This window comes from Mycobacterium helveticum (assembly GCF_007714205.1).
Lineage (GTDB): Bacteria > Actinomycetota > Actinomycetes > Mycobacteriales > Mycobacteriaceae > Mycobacterium > Mycobacterium helveticum.
Map to the genome: position 1 here is coordinate 1 of NZ_VMQU01000098.1, position 20,572 is coordinate 20,572.

Below are 20,572 nucleotides of genomic sequence, written 5' to 3' on the forward strand. Positions count from 1 at the left end.
GGCGGGTTCAGCGTCTCGGGGCGGGGCGACCTGGCCGGTGAGCTCCGCCGGCTTTAGCCGTCCGGAGGACGTCAAGAACGAACTCGCGGCCACGCTGTGGAAGGCGGCCGACAAGCTGCGCGGGGCCATGCCGGCCAGTACCCGGCCAGTACCCGGCCAGTACCCGGCCAGTACCCGGCCAGTACAAGGACGTCGTCCCGGGACTGGTGTTCCTCGGATACATCGCCGACGATCCGGGCGTCTTCGCGGTGCCGCCGACTGCGCGCTGGAAACACTTGGCGGACAAGGCGACAAACGGCGACGTCGGTCAGCTCGTCGACGCCGCGCTGGACGACGTGATGACGGCGAACCCGGCGGTGGCGGACGCGCTGCCCCGGCTGTACCGAAGCGTCGACACACGCCGGCTCGGGGAGCTGGTGCGCTTGCTCGACGACGCCCGGCTCGGCGGTGAGGGCGGCCGTCACGCCCGCGGCCTGATTGGGGGAGGTGACGCCCTGCTGGCGCCGAGTTCGGCGCGGTACCCGATCGAGACTGCGCCGAGCGCGACCCGACGGCCGCGATCGACGCGCTGTGCGCAGGCTCGTCGCCATCAGTGCAGACTCACCGGGCCGGGGTTGATTGCCCGGTTCCTCCCCACGCCGCTCCGCGGCGCGCATCGTCACCGGGCCGGGGTTGATTGCCCGGTTCCTCCCCACGCCGCTCCGCGGCGCGCATCGTCACCGGGCTATGGTGAGCGCCGTGGCCGAGATCGCGCCGCTGCGCGTGCAACTGATCGCCAGGACCGACTTCCTGGCCCCCCCGGACGTACCCTGGAGCACCGACGCCGACGGGGGTCCGGCGCTGGTCGAGTTCGCCGGCCGCGCCTGCTACCAGAGTTGGTCGAAACCCAACCCGAAGACCTCGACCAACGCCAACTACATCAAGCACATCATCGACGTCGGGCATTTCTCGGTGCTCGAGCACGCCAGCGTCTCGTTCTACATCACCGGCATCTCGCGGTCGTGCACCCACGAGCTGATCCGACACCGGCACTTCTCGTATTCGCAGCTGTCGCAACGCTATGTGCCGGAAGGGGACTCGAGGGTCGTCGTGCCGCCGGGCATGGAAGACGACCCCGAGCTGCGGCAGCTGCTGACCGACGCCGCCGACGCCAACCGCGCCGCCTACGCCCAACTGCTGGCCGGACTGGAGGCCAAGTTCTCCGACCAGCCCAACGCGATCCTGCGGCGCAAGCAGGCCCGGCAGGCCGCTCGCGCCGTGCTGCCCAACGCCACCGAAACCCGCATCGTCGTGACGGGCAACTACCGCGCCTGGCGGCACTTCGTCGCCCAGCGGGCCAGCGAGCACGCCGACGTGGAAATCCGGCGGCTGGCCATCGAGTGCCTGCGCCTGCTCGCCGGGGTGGCCCCCGCGGTTTTCGCGGACTTCGAGATTTCCACGCTGGCCGACGGCACCGAGGTCGCCACCAGTCCGCTGGCCACCGAGGCCTGAGCCGCCGGGGGTGCGACCCGGCCCGCGCCGTCGCCAAACCCCTTGCCTGCGCCAGGTAACCTGAACACCGTGAGCATGGCCGGATTCGACGCCCCAGCACGGTTGGGAACCCTGCTGACCGCGATGGTGACGCCGTTTGCCGCCGACGGCTCTCTGGACACGGCCCGCGCGGCCCGGCTGGCGAACCACCTGGTGGACGGGGGTTGTGACGGCCTGGTGGTGTCGGGAACCACCGGCGAGTCGCCGACCACGACCGACGACGAGAAACTCGAGTTGCTGCGCGTCGTGCTCGAGGCGGTGGGCGACCGGGCCCGCGTCGTCGCCGGGGCGGGCACCTATGACACCGCTCACAGCGTCCGGTTGGCCAAGGCGTGCGCTGCCGAGGGTGCGCACGGCCTGCTGGTGGTCACGCCGTACTACTCGAAGCCGCCGCAGAGCGGGCTGATCGCGCATTTCAGTGCCGTGGCCGACGCGACCGAACTCCCGATGCTGCTCTACGACATCCCCGGGCGATCCGTCGTGCCCATCGAAACCGACACCCTCCGCGCGCTGGCATCACACCCCAACATCGTCGGCGTCAAGGACGCCAAGGCCGATCTGCACAGCGGTGGCCAGGTGATGGCCGAGACCGGGCTGGCCTACTATTCCGGCGACGACGCGCTGAACCTGCCCTGGCTGGCGATGGGCGCCATCGGCTTCATCAGCGTGATCTCCCATGTGGCGGCCGGCCAGCTACGAGAGTTGTTGTCCGCCTTCGTGTCCGGGGACATCGCCACTGCCCGCAAGATCAACGTCAGCCTCGGCCCGCTGTGCAACGCGATGGCCCGCCTGGGCGGGGTGACGATGTCCAAGGCGGGTGTGCGCCTGCAGGGCATCGACGCCGGTGATCCCCGACTGCCCCAGATGGCGGCCACCCCCGCCCAGATCGACGCGCTGGCGGCCGACATGCGCGCCGCCGCGGTGCTCAGGTGAGCCGGCAGTGGATGTAGACCTCGCCCCCCCGGGTCCTTTGGCCGCAGGCGGGCTGCGGGTCACCGCGCTGGGCGGCATCAACGAGATCGGCCGCAACATGACCGTTTTCGAGCATCTGGGCCGGCTGCTGATCATCGACTGCGGCGTGCTGTTCCCCAACCACGACGAGCCCGGTGTCGACCTGATCCTGCCGGACCTGCGGCACATCGAGGACCGGCTCGACGACATCGAGGCCGTGGTGCTGACCCACGCCCACGAGGACCACATCGGGGCGATCCCGTTCCTGCTCAAGCTGCGCCCGGACATCCCGATCGTCGGGTCGCGGTTCACCCTGGCGCTGGTGGCCGCGAAATGCCGGGAACACCGCATCAAGCCGGCGCTCCGGCAGGTCGCCGAGGGGCAGCGCAGCACGCACGGGGTGTTCGAGTGCGAGTACTTCGCGGTCAACCACTCCATCCCGGACGCGCTGGCCATCGCGGTGCACACCGGCGCGGGCACCGTCCTGCACACCGGCGACATCAAGCTCGACCAGCTTCCCCTCGACGGTCGTCCCACCGACCTGCCGGGCCTGTCGCGGCTGGGCGACGCCGGCGTGGACTTGTTCCTGTGCGATTCGACCAACGCCGACCATCCCGGCGTGGGGCCCTCGGAAAGCGAGGTCGGCCCCACCCTGCACCGGCTGATCCGGGGCGCCGACGGCCGGGTCATCGTGGCGTGCTTCGCCTCCAACGTCGATCGCGTGCAACAGATCATCGACGCCGCGGTCGCCCTGGGCCGGCGGGTGTCGTTCGTCGGGCGGTCCATGGTGCGCAACATGGGCATCGCCCGGGACCTCGGCTTCCTGCGGGTGGCCGATTCGGACGTGATCGACATCGGCGTCGCCGAGACGATGCCGCCCGATCAGGTCGTGCTGATCACCACCGGTACCCAGGGCGAGCCGATGTCGGCGTTGTCGCGGATGTCGCGCGGCGAGCATCGCAGCATCACGCTGACCGCGGGCGATCTCATCATCCTGGCGTCGTCGCTGATCCCGGGCAACGAGGAGGCGGTCTACGGCGTCATCGACTCGCTCGCCAGGATCGGGGCTCGCGTCGTCACCAATGCCCAAGCGCGCGTGCATGTTTCGGGCCACGCGTACGCAGGGGAACTGTTGTTCCTGTACAACGGTGTCCGGCCGCGCCACGTCATGCCGGTGCACGGGACCTGGCGGATGCTGCGCGCCAACGCCAAACTGGCGGCGAGCACGGGGGTACCCGAGGAGTCGATCCTGTTGGCCGAGAACGGTGTCAGCGTCGACCTCGTCGGCGGGCGGGCCGCCATCGCCGGGGCGGTGCCGGTCGGCAAGATGTTCGTCGACGGGCTGATCACCGGCGACGTCGGCGACATCACCCTGGGCGAACGGCTCATCCTGTCGTCGGGATTCGTGGCGGTGACGGTGGTGGTGCGGCGCGGCACCGGGCGTCCGGTGGGCACGCCGCACCTGTTTTCCCGCGGCTTCTCCGAAGATCCCAAGGCGCTCGAGTCGGTGGTGCCCCGGGTCGAGGCGGAACTGGAGTCCCTGATCGCCGACAACGTCACCGAGCCCGCGCGGATCGCCCAGGCGGTGCGGCGCACCGTGGGCAAGTGGGTCGGCGAAACCTACCGGCGGCAGCCGATGATCGTGCCGACGGTCATCGAGGTCTGACGCGGGTTTCCGGCGCGGCCCTTCCGCGAGGCATAAACCGCTGCGACGCTTTGCGGCGTGTCGTCGCAACCGTTTATGTGGCGTGGCGTGGCGTCCTACACCTTCTCCGCGTAGGCCGACCATTCCAGCGCCGACGTGCCCAGCGCGCGGCCGGTCGGCTCGACGTAGCGGCGGGCGAGCTCGTCGGGGCCGGCCTGCTCCACCAGCCGCCAGCCGTACTCGGCGACGAAAGCGGCCACCTCGTCGGGCTGCAGGCCGAAATGCCACAGCTGCCGGCGCTGCCGGACCGAGCGGTACAGCGTGCGGGTGCCGTACCGGTTCGTCCCGTCGATGAAGTCCCTGCGGATGTAGGTGAACACCAGCCGGCTGCCCGGGGCGGCCGCCCGCAGGCCCTCCAGGGTCCGCCGCACGGTCGCCTCGGTCAGGTACTGTGTCACGCCCTCGCAGATGAAGAACACCCGGTAGTCGGGCAGGTAGCCGTGTTCGGCCAGCGCGGTGAGCAGGTCGTCGCGCTCGAGGTCGAGGGCCACCAACCGGACCGACAGCGGCAGCTCGCCCAGCACCCGGCGCACCGTCGTGAACTTCCTGGCGACGTTGACCGGCAGGTCCACCTCGAAGACCGGCCGGCGGACCCGCCGGGTCAGCTGGTAGGCGCGGGTGTCCAGTCCGGCCCCGAGGATGACGACGGCGTCGATGTCGTCCTGCGAGTCTCGGAGCTTGTCGTCGATGAACCGCTTGCGACAGGCCAGGCTGGCCCACAGGCCCGGGCCGGACCACTCCGACCCGCGGATCAACAGGCGGCGGACCGGGGCGAACCGGGTGGCCGCGACGAGCCGCCGCAGCGCCGCGGGCAGGAACAATTCGGCGAAGTCGTCGTCCACCAGGCGCAGCCCGGGCGGCTCGTTCTGTTCGACGGCAGCCAGCACCATCGGTCCGAAGGCCGTCTGCGCCGCGGGGTTCCGAGTCATGGGCGACTACTTGTTGAGGAAACCCGCATCGACCGGCAGGGTCACCCCGGTGACGTAGCGGGCCTGGTCGGACACCAGCCACGCCACCGCGTTGGCGATGTCCTCGACGTCGAGTACCTCCACCGGCATGGCATTGCCCATCGCGCCCGGAGTGTCCGTCCCGGCGGCCATCTTGGCCAGCCACTCCCGGGTGAACTCGTTGTTGATCATCGGGGTCTCGACACCGGACGGATGGATCGAGTTGACCCTGATGTACTGCGACGCAAGCAGGTTCGCGTACACGCGCATCAAACCGACCACCCCGTGCTTGGCGGCGGCGTAGCCGACGGAACCCGCGTCCGGGCTGCCGACGCCGGCCAGCCCGGCCGACGAGCTGATCAGCACGATCGATCCGCCGCTGCCCTGGGAGACCATCGTCGGTATCGCGACCTTGATCGTGTTGTAGACGCCGGTGAGGTTGACGTCGATCACGTCGCGCCAGCCGTCGTCCCCGGACTGCATGGGGGCGATGCCGGCGTTGGCCACGACGATGTCGAGCCGGCCGAACTCGTCGAGGCCCGCCTGCAGCGCCGAGGACAGCGACGCGCGGTCGCGCACGTCTGCCCGGGCGGCGACGATCCGGCAGCCGGTGTCCTCGACGAGCTTGACGGTCGCCGCCAGGTCCTCCGGGGTGGCCAGGGCATAGGGGACGCTGGCGATCTGCTCGCACAGGTCTACCGCGATGATGTCCGCGCCGTCGGAGGCCAGCCGGACCGCGTGCGCGCGGCCCTGGCCGCGCGCCGCACCGGTGATGAAGGCGACCTTCCCCGTCAGGGGTCCGTCCGGTCCGGAGCCCGTCACGCGCGCAACTGTCCCTTGTCCCGGTCGCCCGCGGGCACCGGCTGCAGCATCTTGATGTCGGGCGTTCCGGCCAGGTGCTCGCCGAGCGCGGTGAACATCTTGGCGACCGCGGGCGCGGTGCCGTGTGCCTTGAGCGCCTCCTCGTCGGCCCACTGCTCGACGAAGACGAACGTCTCGCCCGCCTGGTGCAGCGAGTACAGCTGGCACCCGGGTTCGCCGTGCACTTCCTCGACCGAGGCGGTGAGGATGTCGCGGGCGGTGTCGACCGATTCGGGTTTGACGGTCATGGTGGCGACGACGACGGGCATGGCTAGGGCCTCCTGGGGCTCCGTGAATCGCGGGGTGGGTTGCTGGCGGGCATGACGTGGATCACCCTACTCACGGGTGCCGGGGACCCGTCCGTCGCGGGGCCGCCGCGAGGCCCGCCCACCCGAATCTTTACCAGTGTGGCGGGTGGTGCAGATGTTGTCTTTGCGACTACGCTGAACGCCATGGCTAGTAAGACCGTCGCCCGCTCTGGAAGCCGAACGAGCAGGTCAAAGGCCACTTCGCGGGGCGGTTCCCGAAGTGGGCGACCGGCGGCCCCCCGCAGAAAGGCGAACCGGCCCGGCCCACGGCGTAACCGGTCGCTCCTGATCACCGCCGGGCTGACCTGCGGGCGGGCCATGCGCGCGGCCTGGCTGATGACCGCCCGGGGCACCGGTGGCGCGGCGCGGTCGATCGGGCGGGCCCGTGAGATCGAGCCCGGTCACCGCCGCGACGGCATCGCGCTGGTTTTGCTGGGGGTCTCGGTCGTGGTGGCGGCGAGCTCGTGGTTCGACGCCGCGCGCCCGGTCGGCGCGTGGGTCGACACGCTGTTGCGGACGTTCATCGGCTCGGGCGTCCTGATACTGCCGCTGGTCACCGCCGGGGTGGCGGTGACGCTGATGCGGACCCGGCCCGACCCCGACACCCGGCCCAGGCTGATCCTCGGCGGCAGCCTGATCGCCCTGTCCTACCTCGGCCTGTGCCACCTGTGGTCGGGATCGCCGGAAGACCCCGACGCGCGCCGCCGCGCGGCCGGTTTCATCGGCTTCGCCATCGGCGGGCCGCTGCGGGACGGGTTGACGGCGTGGATCGCCGCGCCACTGCTGTTCATCGGCGCCCTGTTCGGGCTGCTGTTGCTGACCGGCACCACGATCCGCGAGGTGCCCGACGCCCTGCGGGACATGTTCGGCACCGGGCTGTTCCAGCGCGGCTACGCCGACGAGCCCGGCGGTTACGACGACGAGCCCGACGGTTACGACGACGAGGCGCCCGCGGCCGCGGCGGACTTCTCCGACGGCTACTACGACGACCAGGCCTTCCACCCGGACAACGTGCCGCAGGCATGGCCTTCGGCAGGAGGTGCCGCCGACGCCGATCCGCCCCCGATCGAAGACGACGTGCCGACCGTCCCCGAACCGTCCACCCGGGGCCGCCGGCGCGGCAAGGCGGAGCAGGACACCATCGAGCTGGACCGGGTGGTCGAGGGCCCCTACACCCTGCCGCCGCTGAGCCTGCTGGTCGCAGGCGATCCGCCCAAGAAGCGCAGCGCCGCCAACAACGTCATGGCCGACGCGATCGGCGAGGTCCTCACCCAGTTCAAGGTCGACGCTGCCGTGACCGGCTGCACCCGCGGGCCCACCGTCACCCGCTACGAGGTCGAGCTCGGGCCCGGCGTCAAGGTGGAGAAGATCACCGCGCTGCAGAAGAACATCGCCTACGCGGTGGCCACCGAGAGCGTGCGCATGCTGGCCCCGATCCCGGGCAAGTCCGCCGTCGGCATCGAGGTGCCCAACACCGATCGCGAAATGGTGCGCCTGGCCGATGTGCTTACCGCGCCGTCGACCCGTCGCGACCACCACCCGCTGGTCATCGGGCTGGGCAAGGACATCGAGGGCGACTTCATCTCGGCCAACCTGGCCAAGATGCCGCACCTGCTGGTCGCCGGCTCCACCGGATCCGGCAAGTCCAGCTTCGTCAACTCGATGCTGATCTCGCTGCTGGCCCGGGCCACCCCCGAAGAGGTCAGGATGATCCTGATCGACCCGAAGATGGTGGAGCTGACGCCCTACGAGGGTATTCCGCACCTGATCACGCCGATCATCACCCAGCCGAAGAAGGCGGCGGCGGCGCTGGCATGGCTGGTCGAGGAGATGGAACAGCGCTACCAGGACATGCAGGCCTCGCGGGTCCGTCATATCGACGACTTCAACGCGAAGGTGCGTAGCGGTGAGATCACCGCGCCGCTGGGCAGCCAGCGCGAGTACCGGCCCTACCCCTACATCGTCGCGATCGTCGACGAGCTGGCCGACCTGATGATGACCGCGCCGCGCGACGTCGAGGACGCCATCGTGCGCATCACCCAGAAGGCGCGCGCGGCCGGCATCCACCTGGTGCTGGCCACCCAGCGGCCGTCGGTCGACGTGGTCACCGGGCTGATCAAGACCAACGTGCCCTCGCGGCTGGCGTTCGCCACCTCGTCGCTGACCGACAGCCGGGTGATCCTGGACCAGGCCGGCGCCGAGAAGCTGATCGGCATGGGGGATGCCCTGTTCCTGCCGATGGGCGCGAGTAAAACGGTCCGGTTGCAGGGCGCCTTCATCACCGACGAGGAGATCCAGGCCGTTGTCAGTGCCTGCAAGGACCAGGCCGAACCCGAGTACACCGACGGCGTCACCGCCGCCAAACCGACGGGGGAGCGGACCGACGTCGACCCCGACATCGGCGACGACATGGACGTCTTCCTGCAGGCCGTCGAGCTGGTGGTGTCCAGCCAGTTCGGGTCCACCTCGATGCTGCAGCGCAAGCTGCGGGTGGGATTCGCCAAGGCCGGGCGCCTGATGGACCTGATGGAGACCCGCGGCATCGTCGGGCCGTCGGAGGGCTCCAAGGCGCGCGAGGTGCTGGTCAAACCCGACGAGCTGGCCGGAACGCTGGCGTTGATCCGGGGCGGCAGCGACGCGGGCGGCGGCGATCCCGACTAGAGCACCAGCAGCATCCGGGAGTTGCCCAGGATGTTGGGCTTGACATAGCTCAGGTCCAGGAACTCGGCGACACCGATGTCGTAGGAGCGGCACATCTCCTCGAACACCTCCGCGGTGACCGGGGTGCCCTCGATCTCGGTGAACCCGTGCTGGCCGAAGAACTCGGTCTCGAAGGTCAGCACGAACAGCCGCTCCAGCTGGAGCTCGCGCGCGACCTCGAGGAGCCGGTCGACGATCGCGTGCCCGATGCCCCGGCCGGTCATGGCGGGGTCGACCGCGACCGTGCGGATCTCGCCGAGGTCGGCCCACATCACGTGCAGCGCGCCGCAGCCGACGACCTCGCTCGGCTTGTCGGGGCATTCGGCGACCCAGAACTCCTGGACGGCCTCGTAGAGCGTCACCAGGTTCTTCTCCAGCAGGATCTTGCCCGCGTAGGTGTCGACGAGCCGCTTGATCGCGGGAACGTCGGAGGTGCGCGCGCGCCGGACCACCGGACGGTGGACCTCAGGGCTTTCGGTCACGGGTAACAGTATCGACATCAGCGACGTGTGAACTGGTCAACGGTTATCCTGTTGCCGTGTCCGGGCACCCTCAAACGAGTCCGATCGCAGGTCGTGCCCGGATCGCCAACCTGGCAAATGTCCTCACCGGCCTGCGGTTGGCGCTTGTCCCAGTTTTCCTGCTCGCCCTGTTCGCGGGAGACGGTCATCAGATCGTCGGGCGCGTCGTGGCCTTCGTCATCTTCGCGGTGGCCTGCATCACCGACCGGTTCGACGGACTGCTGGCGCGCAACTACGGCATGGCAACGGAATTCGGTGCTTTCGTCGATCCGATCGCCGACAAGACGCTGATCGGCTCGGCGCTGATCGCACTGTCGATGCTGGGCGACCTGCCGTGGTGGGTGGCGGTGGTGATCATGACCCGCGAAATCGGGGTCACCCTGCTGCGGCTGGCCGTGATCCGGCGCGGCGTCATCCCGGCCAGCTGGGGCGGCAAACTCAAGACCGTGGTCCAGGCCGTCGCGATCGGCCTGTTCGTGCTCCCGCTGGCGGGGCCCTTCCGGGTCGTGGCAGCCGTGACGATGGCCGCCGCGATCGTGCTGACGGTGGTCACCGGGATCGACTACGTGGTCTCGACCGTCCGGGAAGTCCGGCGAACGCCCCGCTGATCGCGGGAACGGGAACCAACGTCACCGCCGCCGGCGTTGACCCTGTGACAAGCCGGCCCGACTGGACGAACCCAGACTGGACTGAAGGAGAGCAGAATGCCGCCATTGGTGCGCGAGGTGATCGGCGACGTGCTTCGCCGGGCCCGGATGACACAGGGCCGGACGCTGCGCGAGGTGTCCGATTCGGCGCGGGTGAGCCTCGGATACCTGTCCGAGGTGGAGCGCGGCCGCAAGGAACCCTCCAGCGAGTTGCTCACCGCGATCTGCGACGCGCTGGAGGTGCCGCTGTCGGCGGTGCTCACCAACGCCGGGGAGCGGATGGCCAGCGAGGAGCGCGCGGTCCGCAGCGTGCCGGGCGGCGGGCCCGCCGGCACCACCATCGACGCCGACACCAGGGTCGTCATCCCGCCGGTGGCATCCCTGGCAGTGGCCTGAACCCCCGGACCGCGCGCTCCGGGTCCGGGCGCACGGGTGTGGCTGTCGGTCCCGACCCGTTAAATTGAGCGACAGAGCGGGCGCACGCACCCTGGCCGCGTCCGACACACGGCCCCTCCGGCCCACAGGAAGCGAAGGTGGAGCTACTCATGGCCAACCCGTTCGTCAAAGCGTGGAAGTACCTGATGGCGCTGTTCAACGCGAAGATCGACGAGCACGCCGACCCGAAAGTGCAGATCCAGCAGGCCATCGAGGAAGCCCAGCGCACCCACCAGGCGCTGACCCAGCAGGCGGCGCAGGTGATCGGCAACCAGCGGCAGCTGGAGATGCGCCTGAACCGGCAGCTGGCCGACATCGAGAAGCTGCAGGTCAACGTCCGTCAGGCGCTGACGCTGGCCGATCAGGCCACCGCCGCCGGTGACGCCGCCAAAGCCACCGAGTACAACAACGCCGCCGAGGCGTTCGCGGCCCAGCTGGTGACCGCCGAGCAGGGCGTCGAGGACCTCAAGACCTTGCACGACCAGGCGCTGAGCGCGGCCGCCCAGGCCAAGAAGGCCGTCGAACAGAACGCGATGGTGCTGCAGCAGAAGGTCGCCGAGCGCACCAAACTGCTCAGCCAGCTCGAGCAGGCCAAGATGCAGGAACAGGTGAGCGCCTCGCTGCGGTCGATGAGCGAGATCGCCGCGCCGGGCAACGTGCCCAGCCTCGACGAGGTGCGCGACAAGATCGAACGCCGCTACGCCAACGCGATCGGTGCCGCCGAGCTCGCCCAGGGTTCCGTGCAGGGCCGCATGCTCGAGGTCGAGCAGGCCGGCGTGCAGATGGCCGGCCATTCCCGGCTCGAACAGATCCGTGCCTCGATGCGCGGCGAAGCCCTGCCGACGGGCGGGGCCGCCGCCGCCCCGGGAGCCGCGCCCCCCGAGACCACCGGACCGGCGGTGCCCGAGCAGCCGTTCGGCCAGTAGCGCGGGGCTTATCGGCAGTGATGGCTCAGTGATGGCGGTGAACGCGACTCAGCGCGGGCCGTGGCGCGCGCTGCTGCAGCGAGGTCTGGCCACCGCCGCGGAGCTTTCCGGGCTGCTGGCCCGACGGCTCGGCGCGGCCGTGGATCCGCGCGCGAGGCTGCTGCGCCGCCGCCGCCGCGCGCTGCGCTGGGGGCTGATCTTCAGCGCCGGGTGCCTGTTCTGGGCGGTGGTGACGGCGCTGCTGGCGGCCTGGGGCTGGTTCGTGCTGCTGCTGCAGATCACCGGCGCCATCGCGGTCGTGCAGGCGATCCCGGCGACGTTGTTGCTGTTCCGCTACCGGTGGCTGCGCTCGGAGCCGCTGCCGTCGGGACAGCCCGCGGGCGCCCGCCGGCTGCCGCCGCCCGGTTCGGCGGCGCGCCCGGCGATGTACGCGCTGGGTGCCTCCGAACGGGGATTCCACTCGTTGGTGGGTGTGCTGGAGCGGGGAGCCATGCTGCCGGCCGCCGAGATCAAAGACCTGACCGCGGCGGCCGACAGGACCTCGGCGGCCATGGCGGCCACCGCCGCGGAGGTGGTGTCGATGGAGCGCGCGGCGCGGTATTCGGAGTCGTCGCGGCCGCACCTGGTGCCCACCATCAACGCGTTCACCGCGCAGTTGAGCGCCGGTGTGCGTCAGTACAACGAGATGGTCACCGCCGCGGCGCAATTGGTGTCCTCGGCCAGCGGGGGTGCCGACGACGCGTTCGGCGGCCCGCGACAGCGCTACCGTGCCGAGCTGGCGCAGGCCACCGATCGCCTGCTCGGGTGGGCCCAGGCGTTCGACGAACTCGGTGGACTGCCCCGCAGCTGACGGTCAGTCCCTGGGGCGCGGTCCGTAGCGTTCGATGTAGGACTGATGGATGTGCGCGTCGCGCCGCCGGGCGCGTTCGTCGGCGAGTTCCGGGTCCAGGCCGTGCACCTGCAGCATGTGCCGGCGCCACACCTTGTTGAGCGCATGCGAGAAGTACACGAACGGAATGAGGATCGGCAGGGTCATGCTCAGGTGGACGTCCAGCGTCGTCGGGATCAACCAGAACGGGGCCAGCACCAGCACCGCCGGCACCGCGACGCGCAGCATCATCCGCCGGGTGGCGCCCTTGCCGGCCAGGTCGTGGCGCACCCAGTCCCGCATCGAGTCGGGCAGGCGGCCGCCGTAGCAGTAGCGGATGTACTGGACGGCGTTCGGTCGGGTGCGGGTGGCTTTGGCGCTCATCGGCGTCGCCCGTGCGCTAGAACGTCGCTTTGAGCGAGGGCAACACCAGCGCCGCCAGACCGCGGACGGTTGCCTTCATCATGTCGAAGAAGTCGAAGTAGTCCCGCCACAACGTGATTCGCCCGTCGTGCACCTCGAACACGCCGCACACCCAGAACTGCAGCCGCAGCGGGCCGAAGATCAGCGCGTCGGTGCGTTCGGTGAGCACCGCGGCCCCGTCGGCGGCGATGCGGTGGATCTTCACCTCGAAGGCGGCGCGGCCGTCCATCTGACGGAAGAGCTTCATGGCCCTGGCGCGGCCGTGAATGGTGGGCAAACCGACGTTCTCGTAGACGAGGTCGTCGTCCAGTGCGGCGTCCGCGGTCTCGTGGTCCGCGTCCTGCAGGGCGTTCAGGAAACGCTCGACCGTGCGAGTGTTCGCCACGCCGGCTTCGGTCAGCTCGGTCATGCCTGCCAGCGTAGGCCAGGATGGCGGCGCACCGCTGTGGCAGGGTGAAGCGGATGCGCGTCGCCGTGGTCGCCGGGCCGGATCCCGGGCACTCGTTCCCCGCGATCGCGCTGTGCCGGCGCTTCGCCGAGGCCGGCGACGAGCCCACGCTGTTCACCGGGGCCGAGTGGCTCGACACCGCCCGCGCCGCCGGCCTGGACGCCGCCGTGCTGGACGGCCTGGCCGCCACCGACGACGACCTGGACGCCGGGGCCAGAATCCACCGGCGCGCGGCGCGCATGGCCGTCCTGAACGCGCCGGCGCTGCGCGAGCTGGCGCCCGACCTGGTGGTGTCCGACGTCATCACCGCGGGCGGCGGCATGGCCGCCGAGCTGCTGGGCATTCCCTGGGTCGAGCTGAACCCGCATCCGCTGTACCTGCCGTCGAAAGGGTTGCCGCCGATCGGCAGCGGCCTGGCCCCGGGCAGCGGCCTGCGCGGCCGGCTCCGGGATGCGGCGATGCGGGCCCTGACCGCCCGGTCGTGGCGTGCCGGGCTGCGGCAGCGGGCCACCGCCCGCGCCGGGATCGGGCTGCCGGTCCACGACCCCGGGCCGCTGCGGCGGCTGATCGCGACGCTGCCCGCGCTGGAGGTGCCGCGTCCGGACTGGCCGGCCGGGGCCGTCGTCGTCGGCCCGCTGCACTTCGAGCCGACCGGGCGGGTGCTGGAGATCCCCGCCGGCCCCGGCCCCGTCGTGGTGGTCGCGCCGTCGACCGCCCTGACCGGCACCGAGGGTCTGGCCGAGATCGCGCTGGGTTGCCTGACGCCGGGCGAGACGCTGCCGGCGGGATCGCGGGTGGTGGTCTCGCGGCTGGGCGGTGCCGACCTGACGGTGCCGCCGTGGGCGGTGGTGGGGCTGGGCCGCCAGGACGAGTTGCTGACGCACGCGGACCTGGTCGTCTGCGGGGGCGGCCACGGGATGGTGGCCAAGGCGCTGCTGGCCGGGGTGCCGCTGGTCGTGGTCCCCGGCGGCGGGGATCAGTGGGAGCTCGCCAACCGGGTGGTCCGCCAGGGCAGCGGGCGGCTGATCCGGCCGTTGACTGCCGACGCGCTGGTGGCCGCCGCCAACGAGGTGCTCTCGTCGCCGGCGTGTCGTCGGGCCGCGCAGGCGGCCGCCGCCGGCGTCGCCGGCATGGCCGATCCGGTGCGGGTCTGCCACGACGCGCTCGCGTTGGGGGCGTGCTGACCGGCTGGGTATGTTGGCGGGCGTGCGGCTAACGGAGTTCCACGAACGGGTCGTGTTGCGGTTCGGCGCCGCCTACGGACCGTCGGTGTTGGCAGACCACGCGCTGACCGGCCTCGAGGGCCGGACCGCCGTCCAGGCGATCGAGGAAGGCGTCGAGCCCCGCGACGTGTGGCGGGCGTTGTGCGTCGACTTCGACGTGCCCCGCGACCAGTGGTGAGTCAGGTCTTCTCGAGACTGCGGCCACGGCGGGTGCGGGCCGGCTGACCACGCCGTGACCGCAGGTTCGGCGCCTACAGGGCGCAGTCGCCGCACTTGGAGCCGGCGGGGGTCCGGTAGAACAGGCAGCAGCTGCGGCGCCGGAACGACAGGCCACCGCCGCTCATCGTGTCCGCCAGCACGCCGGTGTCCAGCAGGGCGCCGGTGAGCCTGACGACGGGCTCCCTGAGGTCGGGACGGACGGAAAGCAGCGCATGCGACGTCCCGACGAGGGCCGAGGCGATGTTGCCGTACAGCAGTGCGGGTGCCGGCTTCACCCGCAGACCCGCCGCGAGCGGTTCCATATGGTCGTGCACGACGACGCGGTACAACGTCTGCGGCGAGGGCGCGTGGCGGTCGACGGGTTCTCCCACGGCGTCGGGCAGGCGCAGCCGGGCCCCGTCGTCGGCGCGCTGCAGGCCGCTCAGATCCGGAATGACGCCGTGGGCCAGCGCGCACGCCAGGACCGGGGACCACAGCCGGGCGGCGTGGCCGAGGTGCACCAGAGACGCGCCGACCCGCGGCTCCGTGGTGTGGTAGCGCCGGGCGGTGGCATCGATCAGGTCGGCGCACCCGTCGGCGTAGGACCGGCCGACCGGATGCCATCCCGCGGCGTCGCCGCCGACGGTCAGCGCGAAGAAGCCCCCGTAGGCGTAGATGTCGGACAGCTCCGCGGAGATGTTCATGTCGTCCCTGGCGTGTCCGCTTGAATCGAACAGGTGTTCGGCTACTGTGGGGGGCGTTCGACGACGACAACTTGTCGGTGGCCTTCTCTAGTGTCACGGCCATCCGACCGACACCGGTCCCGAACACATCGAACTATAGGAGAAGGCACTATGGCGCAAGCCCCCGACCGCGAGAAGGCACTCGAACTGGCGATGGCCCAGATCGAGAAGAGCTACGGCAAAGGCTCGGTGATGCGTCTCGGCGACGAGATGCGCCAGCCCATCTCGGTCATCCCGACCGGATCCATCGCACTGGACGTGGCCCTGGGCATCGGCGGCCTGCCCCGCGGCCGGGTCGTGGAGATCTACGGCCCGGAGTCCTCCGGTAAGACCACCGTGGCGCTGCACGCGGTGGCCAACGCCCAGGCCGCCGGCGGCGTCGCGGCGTTCATCGACGCCGAGCACGCCCTGGACCCCGACTACGCCAAGAACCTCGGCGTGGACACCGACTCCCTGCTGGTCAGCCAGCCCGACACCGGCGAGCAGGCCCTGGAGATCGCCGATATGTTGATCCGCTCCGGCGCCCTGGACGTCCTGGTGATCGACTCGGTGGCGGCCCTGGTGCCGCGCGCGGAGCTCGAAGGGGAGATGGGCGACAGCCACGTCGGGCTGCAGGCCCGGCTGATGAGCCAGGCGCTGCGGAAAATGACCGGCGCGCTCAACAACTCGGGCACCACGGCGATCTTCATCAACCAGCTCCGCGAGAAGATCGGCGTGATGTTCGGCAGCCCCGAAACGACAACGGGTGGAAAGGCTTTGAAATTCTATGCGTCGGTGCGCATGGACGTGCGCCGGATCGAGACGCTCAAGGACGGCACCAACGCGGTCGGCAACCGCACCCGGGTCAAGGTCGTCAAGAATAAGGTGTCGCCGCCGTTCAAGCAGGCCGAGTTCGACATCCTCTACGGCAAAGGCATCAGCAGGGAAGGTTCGCTGATCGACATGGGGGTGGATCAGGGCTTCATCCGCAAGTCCGGCTCCTGGTTCACCTACGAGGGCGAGCAACTCGGTCAGGGCAAGGAGAACGCCCGCACCTTCCTGATGGAGAACGCCGACGTGGCCAACGAGGTCGAGAAGAAGATCAAGGAAAAGCTTGGCATCGGCGCGGTCGTGACCGCTGATGACGTCCTGCCCGCCCCCGTCGACTTCTGAGCCCTCCCGCGAGGAGCAGGCGCGGGCATTGTGCCTGCGCCTGCTCACCGGGAGAGCGCGCACCCGCGCCGAGCTGGCCGCTCAGCTGGCCAGACGCGGATACCCCGACGACGTCAGCGCGCGGGTGCTCGACCGGCTGGCCGCCGCCGGGCTGGTCGACGACACCGACTTCGCCGAGCAGTGGGTACGGTCCCGGCGGGCCAACGCCGGCAAGAGCAGGCGCGCCCTGGCCGCCGAGTTGCACACCAAGGGCGTCGACGACGACGTGATCACCGCGGCGCTGGGCGGAATCGACGCCGCTGCCGAGCGCGACCTGGCCACCCGGCTGGTCCGGTCCAAGCTGCGGCGCGAGACGCTGGGTGCGGACGGCAAGGACGAGATGCGGGTGAGCCGCAGGCTGGTCGGGATGCTGGCGCGCCGCGGGTACGGTCAGGGCCTGGCGTGCGAGGTCGTCCTCGCCGAGCTGGCCGCCGAGCGGGAGCGCCGCCGGGTGTAGCCCGGGTGGGACGAGCGCGGCCGGCGGCCGCATCACGCCAAAGCCGTACCATGGCCCCGTGACTTCAATGGTGACGCGCGGGGCCTTCGACGCCCCGCCGGGCCGGGCCGGGCTCGAGGCCGCGCCGGCGCGCACCTATGAAGTCCGCACCTACGGCTGCCAGATGAACGTCCACGATTCCGAGCGGCTGGCCGGTCTGCTGGAAGCGGCCGGCTACCGGCGGGCGGCCGACGGCGGCGACGCCGATGTCGTGGTGTTCAACACCTGCGCCGTGCGCGAGAACGCCGACAACAAGCTCTACGGCAACCTGAGCCACCTGGCACCGCGCAAACGCGAGGACCCCGAGATGCAGATCGCGGTCGGCGGCTGTCTGGCCCAGAAAGACCGCGAAGCACTGCTGCACAAGGCGCCCTGGGTCGACGTCGTCTTCGGCACCCACAACATCGGGTCGTTGCCCACGCTGCTGGAACGGGCCCGGCACAATCGGGTTGCCCAGGTGGAAATCGCCGAGGCGCTGCAACAGTTTCCGTCGTCGCTGCCCACCGCCCGCGACTCTGCCTATGCCGCCTGGGTGTCGATCTCCGTGGGCTGCAACAACACCTGCACCTTCTGCATCGTCCCGGCGCTGCGCGGCAAGGAGGTTGACCGCAACCCGGACGACATCCTGGCCGAGGTGAGATCCCTGGTGGCCGACGGCGTGCTCGAGGTCACCCTGCTGGGCCAGAACGTCAACGCGTACGGGGTGTCGTTCGCCGATCCGGCGCAGCCCCGCGACCGGGGCGCCTTCGCCAGGCTGCTGCGCGCCTGCGGGCGCGTCGACGGCCTGGAACGGGTCCGGTTCACCTCGCCGCACCCGGCCGAGTTCACCGACGACGTCATCGAGGCCATGGCCGAGACGCCGAATGTCTGTCCCGCCCTGCACATGCCCCTGCAGTCGGGGTCCGACCGCGTCCTGCGCGCGATGCGGCGTTCCTACCGCGCCGAGCGATATCTCGGCATCATCGACCGCGTCCGTGCGGCCATGCCGCACGCCGCCATCACCACCGATCTGATCGTCGGCTTCCCCGGGGAGACCGAAGAGGACTTCGCGGCCACGCTCGACGTGGTGCGCCAAGCCCGGTTCGCCGCCGCGTTCACTTTCCAGTACTCGAAGCGGCCCGGCACCGTCGCCGCCGAACTCGAGGGGCAGCTACCGAAAGCCGTTGTGCAAGAACGCTACGAACGGCTGGTCGAGTTGCAGGAGCGGATCTCGCTGGAAGCCAACCGGGCCCTGGTCGGGCAAACCGTCGAATTGCTTGTGGCCGCCGGCGAGGGACGCAAGGACACCCACACGGCGCGGCTGACCGGGCGGGCCCGCGACGGCCGGTTGGTGCACTTCAACGCGACTCGCGGCGGCGTCCACCCGGCGCGGCCCGGCGACGTCGTGACCGCGGTGATCACCGCGGCCGCGCCGCATCACCTGATCGCCGACGCGGGCGTCCTGTCCCACCGGCGCACGCGGGCGGGCGATGCCCACGCCGCCGGGCAGCGCCCGCGCGGCACCGGTCTCGGCATGCCCGCCGTCGGGCCGCCGGCCGGCCCGACCGAACCCCTCGGATGTGAGCGATGAGGAAGAAACAACGCACGCAGCTGGACGCGCTGCGTACCGAGATCGAGGCCGCGGAGCGCCGGGTGGCGCGTCAGATCGAACCCGGCCCACGCGGTTTCGTGATCTCGATCCTGGTGTTCGTGCTGCTGGCCACGTTCATCCTCCCGCACACCGGTGACGTGCGCGGCTGGGACGTGCTGTTCAGCAGCCATGGCGCCGGCGTGGCCGCGGTGGCGCTGCCGTCGCGGGTGTTCGCCTGGCTGGCGCTGGTGTTCGGGGTCGGTTTCTCGATGCTGGCGCTGACGACGCGGCGCTGGGCGCTGGCCTGGATCGCGCTGGCGGGTTCGGCGATCGCCTGCCCGACAGGGTTGTTGGCCGTCTGGTCGCGCCAAACCGTGACTGCCGGGCACCCGGGCCCGGGCTGGGGTTTGATCGCCGCCTGGATCACTGTGATCGTGTTGACCTATCAGTGGGCCCGCGTGGTGTGGTCGCGCACCATCGTGCAGCTCGCGGCCGAGGAGGAGCGGCGGCGGGCCGCGGCGCAGCAGCAGTCGATGACGCTGCTGGACAGCCTCGACAAGACGGGCCGTCCCGACAACCCGGACGCCACCGGTGACCGGGAGGCCGCCCGGGACGTCCCGGAGCCGCCGGATCCGCTCGACGACCGCTGAGTCAGCGCCGCAACGCCGCCGCGGCGGCCTGCGCCCACTGGCGCCACTGCTCGGCGTTGCCCTTCGCCTCTTCGGCCTCCTTGGTCCGGCCGGCGGCCGCCGCCTTCCGGGCCTGCTGCTCGTACTGCTCGGCGCGAAGGCGGAACTGCTCGGCACGGGCCTGCGCCTGCGGATCCGACCTGTCGGCTTCGCCGGCGTCGCGCACCTTCTTCTCGACCGCGCGCAGCCGCCGCTCCAGTTCGGCGGACCGTTCCCGCGGGACCCGGCCGATCGCGTCCCATTTGTCCGCGATCGAGCGCAGGGCCGCCCTGGCCGCGTCGTGGTTGCCGGTTTCGATCCGCTCGGCCTCGGCCAGCAGCGCCTCCTTGGCGGTGGCGTTGGCGCGCAACTCGGCATCCTTTTCGGACGTTGCGGCGTGGCGTGCCGAGAAGAACGTGTCCTGGGCGGCCTTGAAGCGCCGCCACAGCGCGTCGTCGAGGTCGCGGGACGCCCGGCCCGCCGCCTTCCATTCGGTGAGCAGCCTGCGGAACTCCGCGCTGGTGGCCGTCCAGTCCGTCGAATCGGACAGCTCCTCGGCTTGTTCGCAGAGCCGCTCCTTGGTCTGCCGGACCGCCGACCGTTCCCGGTCCAGTTCGGCGAAATGCGCTCCCCGCCGCCGGTTGAAGGTGTCCCGGGCTGCGGAATAGCGCTTCCACAGCGCGTCGTCGACCTTGCGGTCCAGGCCGCTGATGGTCTTCCACTCGTCGAGAATCGCCCGCATCCGGTCGCCCGCGGCCTTCCACTGGGTCGCGTTGTTGGCGAGATCCTCGGCCTCGGCGGCCAGCGCCTCCTTGCGCGCGGTCTGGGCGGCCCGCTGCTCGTCGCGGCGGGAGCGATCCGCCGCGATGCCGGCGTCGGCCTGCGCGACCAGGCTGTCCAGCCGGGCGGCGAGGGCGTCGACATCGCCCAGCACGGACGCCGTCGGCAACGTCTCGGCCAGCGCGGCCGCGTGCGCCTTGATCTTGCGGGCATCCCCGGTCCCGCACGCGAGCCGCTCCTCCATGAGCGTGATCTCGGTGCTCAGGTCGTCGAACCGGCGGCCGAAGTGCGCGAAAGCGGCTTCGGGATCGCCGGCCTGCCAGGAGCCCACGATGCGTTCACCGGAAGCGGCGATCAGCCAGACCGTGCCGTCGTCGTCGACGCGCCCGAACCGGTGCGGATTGCTGGGCGGGGGCACCGGCACCGGGTGGGC

General features: G+C 70.9%; 22 protein-coding genes. 14 read left to right on the forward strand and 8 right to left on the reverse strand.

Annotation, left to right across the window (positions count from 1 at the left end):
- The first annotated feature begins 738 nt into the window (after window positions 1–738).
- The 3 genes from thyX (at window position 739) to FPZ47_RS19790 (ending at window position 4,147) form a co-directional block, all read left to right on the forward strand.
- Window positions 739–1,491 (forward strand): FAD-dependent thymidylate synthase, encoded by a 753-nt coding sequence (thyX, locus tag FPZ47_RS19780; RefSeq protein ID WP_144949319.1) that lies wholly within the window; start codon window positions 739–741, stop codon window positions 1,489–1,491.
- Between the two features lie 69 nt (window positions 1,492–1,560).
- Window positions 1,561–2,463 carry a 4-hydroxy-tetrahydrodipicolinate synthase gene (dapA, locus tag FPZ47_RS19785; RefSeq protein ID WP_144949322.1) on the forward strand — a complete coding sequence of 301 codons (903 nt, stop codon included), beginning with the start codon at window positions 1,561–1,563 and terminating at the stop codon, window positions 2,461–2,463.
- 7 nt (window positions 2,464–2,470) lie between these two features.
- Window positions 2,471–4,147, forward strand: a complete 1,677-nt coding sequence (locus FPZ47_RS19790) for a ribonuclease J (protein WP_144949325.1) — start codon at window positions 2,471–2,473, stop codon at window positions 4,145–4,147.
- A 95-nt stretch (window positions 4,148–4,242) separates the two neighbouring features.
- Here FPZ47_RS19790 and FPZ47_RS19795 read toward each other — a convergent pair whose 3' ends face one another.
- Genes FPZ47_RS19795 through FPZ47_RS19805 form a run of 3 tightly spaced genes read right to left on the reverse strand, consistent with a single transcriptional unit; the run spans window position 4,243 to window position 6,263 of the window.
- Window positions 4,243–5,115, reverse strand: coding sequence for an SAM-dependent methyltransferase (locus FPZ47_RS19795; RefSeq protein WP_144949328.1), 873 nt, complete (start codon window positions 5,113–5,115; stop codon window positions 4,243–4,245).
- Window positions 5,116–5,121: 6 nt separating this feature from the next.
- On the reverse strand, window positions 5,122–5,955 hold the full coding sequence (locus FPZ47_RS19800; RefSeq protein WP_144949331.1) for a mycofactocin-coupled SDR family oxidoreductase: 834 nt from the start codon (window positions 5,953–5,955) through the stop codon (window positions 5,122–5,124).
- Entirely contained in the window at window positions 5,952–6,263 is a 312-nt protein-coding gene (locus FPZ47_RS19805) for a putative quinol monooxygenase (RefSeq protein ID WP_144949334.1), read from the reverse strand. Before FPZ47_RS19805 ends, FPZ47_RS19800 begins: the two co-directional genes overlap by 4 nt.
- A 183-nt stretch (window positions 6,264–6,446) precedes the next feature.
- On the opposite strand from FPZ47_RS19805, the gene FPZ47_RS19810 reads away from it, so the two are divergent.
- Window positions 6,447–8,963 (forward strand): FtsK/SpoIIIE family DNA translocase, encoded by a 2,517-nt coding sequence (locus tag FPZ47_RS19810; protein WP_168209508.1) that lies wholly within the window; start codon window positions 6,447–6,449, stop codon window positions 8,961–8,963.
- Here FPZ47_RS19810 and FPZ47_RS19815 read toward each other — a convergent pair.
- Window positions 8,960–9,484 (reverse strand): amino-acid N-acetyltransferase, encoded by a 525-nt coding sequence (locus FPZ47_RS19815; protein WP_210419949.1) that lies wholly within the window; start codon window positions 9,482–9,484, stop codon window positions 8,960–8,962. The genes FPZ47_RS19810 and FPZ47_RS19815 overlap by 4 nt on opposite strands.
- Before the next feature lie 83 nt (window positions 9,485–9,567).
- Here FPZ47_RS19815 and pgsA point away from each other — a divergent pair, with 83 nt between their 5' ends.
- From pgsA to pspM, 4 genes are all read left to right on the forward strand, one after another.
- On the forward strand, window positions 9,568–10,131 hold the full coding sequence (pgsA, locus tag FPZ47_RS19820; RefSeq protein ID WP_425461747.1) for a CDP-diacylglycerol--glycerol-3-phosphate 3-phosphatidyltransferase: 564 nt from the start codon (window positions 9,568–9,570) through the stop codon (window positions 10,129–10,131).
- A gap of 96 nt (window positions 10,132–10,227) precedes the next feature.
- Window positions 10,228–10,566: a transcriptional regulator ClgR gene (gene clgR / locus FPZ47_RS19825; RefSeq protein ID WP_144949345.1), complete on the forward strand. Its 339-nt coding sequence runs from the start codon at window positions 10,228–10,230 to the stop codon at window positions 10,564–10,566.
- Between the two features lie 149 nt (window positions 10,567–10,715).
- Window positions 10,716–11,531: a phage shock protein PspA gene (gene pspA / locus FPZ47_RS19830; protein WP_144949383.1), complete on the forward strand. Its 816-nt coding sequence runs from the start codon at window positions 10,716–10,718 to the stop codon at window positions 11,529–11,531.
- A gap of 31 nt (window positions 11,532–11,562) precedes the next feature.
- The gene (pspM, locus tag FPZ47_RS19835; protein ID WP_144949348.1) at window positions 11,563–12,381 is read left to right on the forward strand and encodes a phage shock envelope stress response protein PspM; all 819 of its coding nucleotides are present in this window, start codon (window positions 11,563–11,565) and stop codon (window positions 12,379–12,381) included.
- Window positions 12,382–12,384: 3 nt separating this feature from the next.
- Here the strand turns inward: pspM and FPZ47_RS19840 are convergent, their stop codons facing one another.
- Complete coding sequence (locus FPZ47_RS19840; protein WP_144949351.1) at window positions 12,385–12,783, reverse strand: DUF5313 domain-containing protein; 399 nt, start codon at window positions 12,781–12,783, stop codon at window positions 12,385–12,387.
- A 16-nt stretch (window positions 12,784–12,799) separates the two neighbouring features.
- Entirely contained in the window at window positions 12,800–13,231 is a 432-nt protein-coding gene (locus FPZ47_RS19845; RefSeq protein WP_144949354.1) for a limonene-1,2-epoxide hydrolase, read from the reverse strand.
- Between the two features lie 53 nt (window positions 13,232–13,284).
- Between FPZ47_RS19845 and FPZ47_RS19850 the strand changes: the two genes are divergently transcribed.
- Both FPZ47_RS19850 and FPZ47_RS19855 read left to right on the forward strand, forming a co-directional pair.
- On the forward strand, window positions 13,285–14,454 hold the full coding sequence (locus FPZ47_RS19850) for a glycosyltransferase (RefSeq protein WP_144949356.1): 1,170 nt from the start codon (window positions 13,285–13,287) through the stop codon (window positions 14,452–14,454).
- A 22-nt stretch (window positions 14,455–14,476) separates the two neighbouring features.
- Window positions 14,477–14,671: a DUF3046 domain-containing protein gene (locus tag FPZ47_RS19855; RefSeq protein ID WP_425461746.1), complete on the forward strand. Its 195-nt coding sequence runs from the start codon at window positions 14,477–14,479 to the stop codon at window positions 14,669–14,671.
- 73 nt (window positions 14,672–14,744) lie between these two features.
- Here FPZ47_RS19855 and FPZ47_RS19860 read toward each other — a convergent pair whose 3' ends face one another.
- Window positions 14,745–15,395 (reverse strand): (2Fe-2S)-binding protein, encoded by a 651-nt coding sequence (locus FPZ47_RS19860; RefSeq protein ID WP_144949362.1) that lies wholly within the window; start codon window positions 15,393–15,395, stop codon window positions 14,745–14,747.
- 150 nt (window positions 15,396–15,545) lie between these two features.
- Between FPZ47_RS19860 and recA the strand changes: the two genes are divergently transcribed.
- From recA to FPZ47_RS19880, 4 genes are all read left to right on the forward strand, one after another.
- Complete coding sequence (gene recA / locus FPZ47_RS19865) at window positions 15,546–16,586, forward strand: recombinase RecA (RefSeq protein ID WP_144949365.1); 1,041 nt, start codon at window positions 15,546–15,548, stop codon at window positions 16,584–16,586.
- Window positions 16,552–17,082 carry a recombination regulator RecX gene (gene recX / locus FPZ47_RS19870; RefSeq protein ID WP_144949368.1) on the forward strand — a complete coding sequence of 177 codons (531 nt, stop codon included), beginning with the start codon at window positions 16,552–16,554 and terminating at the stop codon, window positions 17,080–17,082. Before recA ends, recX begins: the two co-directional genes overlap by 35 nt.
- Window positions 17,083–17,149: 67 nt before the next feature.
- The gene (gene miaB, locus FPZ47_RS19875) at window positions 17,150–18,691 is read left to right on the forward strand and encodes a tRNA (N6-isopentenyl adenosine(37)-C2)-methylthiotransferase MiaB (RefSeq protein WP_144949386.1); all 1,542 of its coding nucleotides are present in this window, start codon (window positions 17,150–17,152) and stop codon (window positions 18,689–18,691) included.
- Window positions 18,688–19,341, forward strand: coding sequence for an Rv2732c family membrane protein (locus FPZ47_RS19880; RefSeq protein ID WP_168209509.1), 654 nt, complete (start codon window positions 18,688–18,690; stop codon window positions 19,339–19,341). Before miaB ends, FPZ47_RS19880 begins: the two co-directional genes overlap by 4 nt.
- 1 nt (window position 19,342) lies before the next feature.
- Here the strand turns inward: FPZ47_RS19880 and FPZ47_RS19885 are convergent, their stop codons facing one another.
- Window positions 19,343–20,563 (reverse strand): DUF349 domain-containing protein, encoded by a 1,221-nt coding sequence (locus tag FPZ47_RS19885; protein WP_144949389.1) that lies wholly within the window; start codon window positions 20,561–20,563, stop codon window positions 19,343–19,345.
- Window positions 20,564–20,572 lie beyond the last annotated feature (9 nt).

Coding starts and splice junctions, on each gene's coding strand:
- FPZ47_RS19795 (WP_144949328.1), bottom strand. CDS start 5,115: ATGACTCGGAACCCCGCGGCGCAGACGGCCTTCGGACCGATGGTGCTG.
- FPZ47_RS19840 (WP_144949351.1), bottom strand. CDS start 12,783: ATGAGCGCCAAAGCCACCCGCACCCGACCGAACGCCGTCCAGTACATC.
- miaB (WP_144949386.1), top strand. CDS start 17,150: ATGGTGACGCGCGGGGCCTTCGACGCCCCGCCGGGCCGGGCCGGGCTC.
- pspA (WP_144949383.1), top strand. CDS start 10,716: ATGGCCAACCCGTTCGTCAAAGCGTGGAAGTACCTGATGGCGCTGTTC.
- FPZ47_RS19845 (WP_144949354.1), bottom strand. CDS start 13,231: ATGACCGAGCTGACCGAAGCCGGCGTGGCGAACACTCGCACGGTCGAG.
- pspM (WP_144949348.1), top strand. CDS start 11,563: ATGGCGGTGAACGCGACTCAGCGCGGGCCGTGGCGCGCGCTGCTGCAG.
- FPZ47_RS19810 (WP_168209508.1), top strand. CDS start 6,447: ATGGCTAGTAAGACCGTCGCCCGCTCTGGAAGCCGAACGAGCAGGTCA.
- FPZ47_RS19805 (WP_144949334.1), bottom strand. CDS start 6,263: ATGCCCGTCGTCGTCGCCACCATGACCGTCAAACCCGAATCGGTCGAC.
- clgR (WP_144949345.1), top strand. CDS start 10,228: ATGCCGCCATTGGTGCGCGAGGTGATCGGCGACGTGCTTCGCCGGGCC.
- recA (WP_144949365.1), top strand. CDS start 15,546: ATGGCGCAAGCCCCCGACCGCGAGAAGGCACTCGAACTGGCGATGGCC.
- FPZ47_RS19860 (WP_144949362.1), bottom strand. CDS start 15,395: ATGAACATCTCCGCGGAGCTGTCCGACATCTACGCCTACGGGGGCTTC.
- FPZ47_RS19880 (WP_168209509.1), top strand. CDS start 18,688: ATGAGGAAGAAACAACGCACGCAGCTGGACGCGCTGCGTACCGAGATC.
- FPZ47_RS19850 (WP_144949356.1), top strand. CDS start 13,285: ATGCGCGTCGCCGTGGTCGCCGGGCCGGATCCCGGGCACTCGTTCCCC.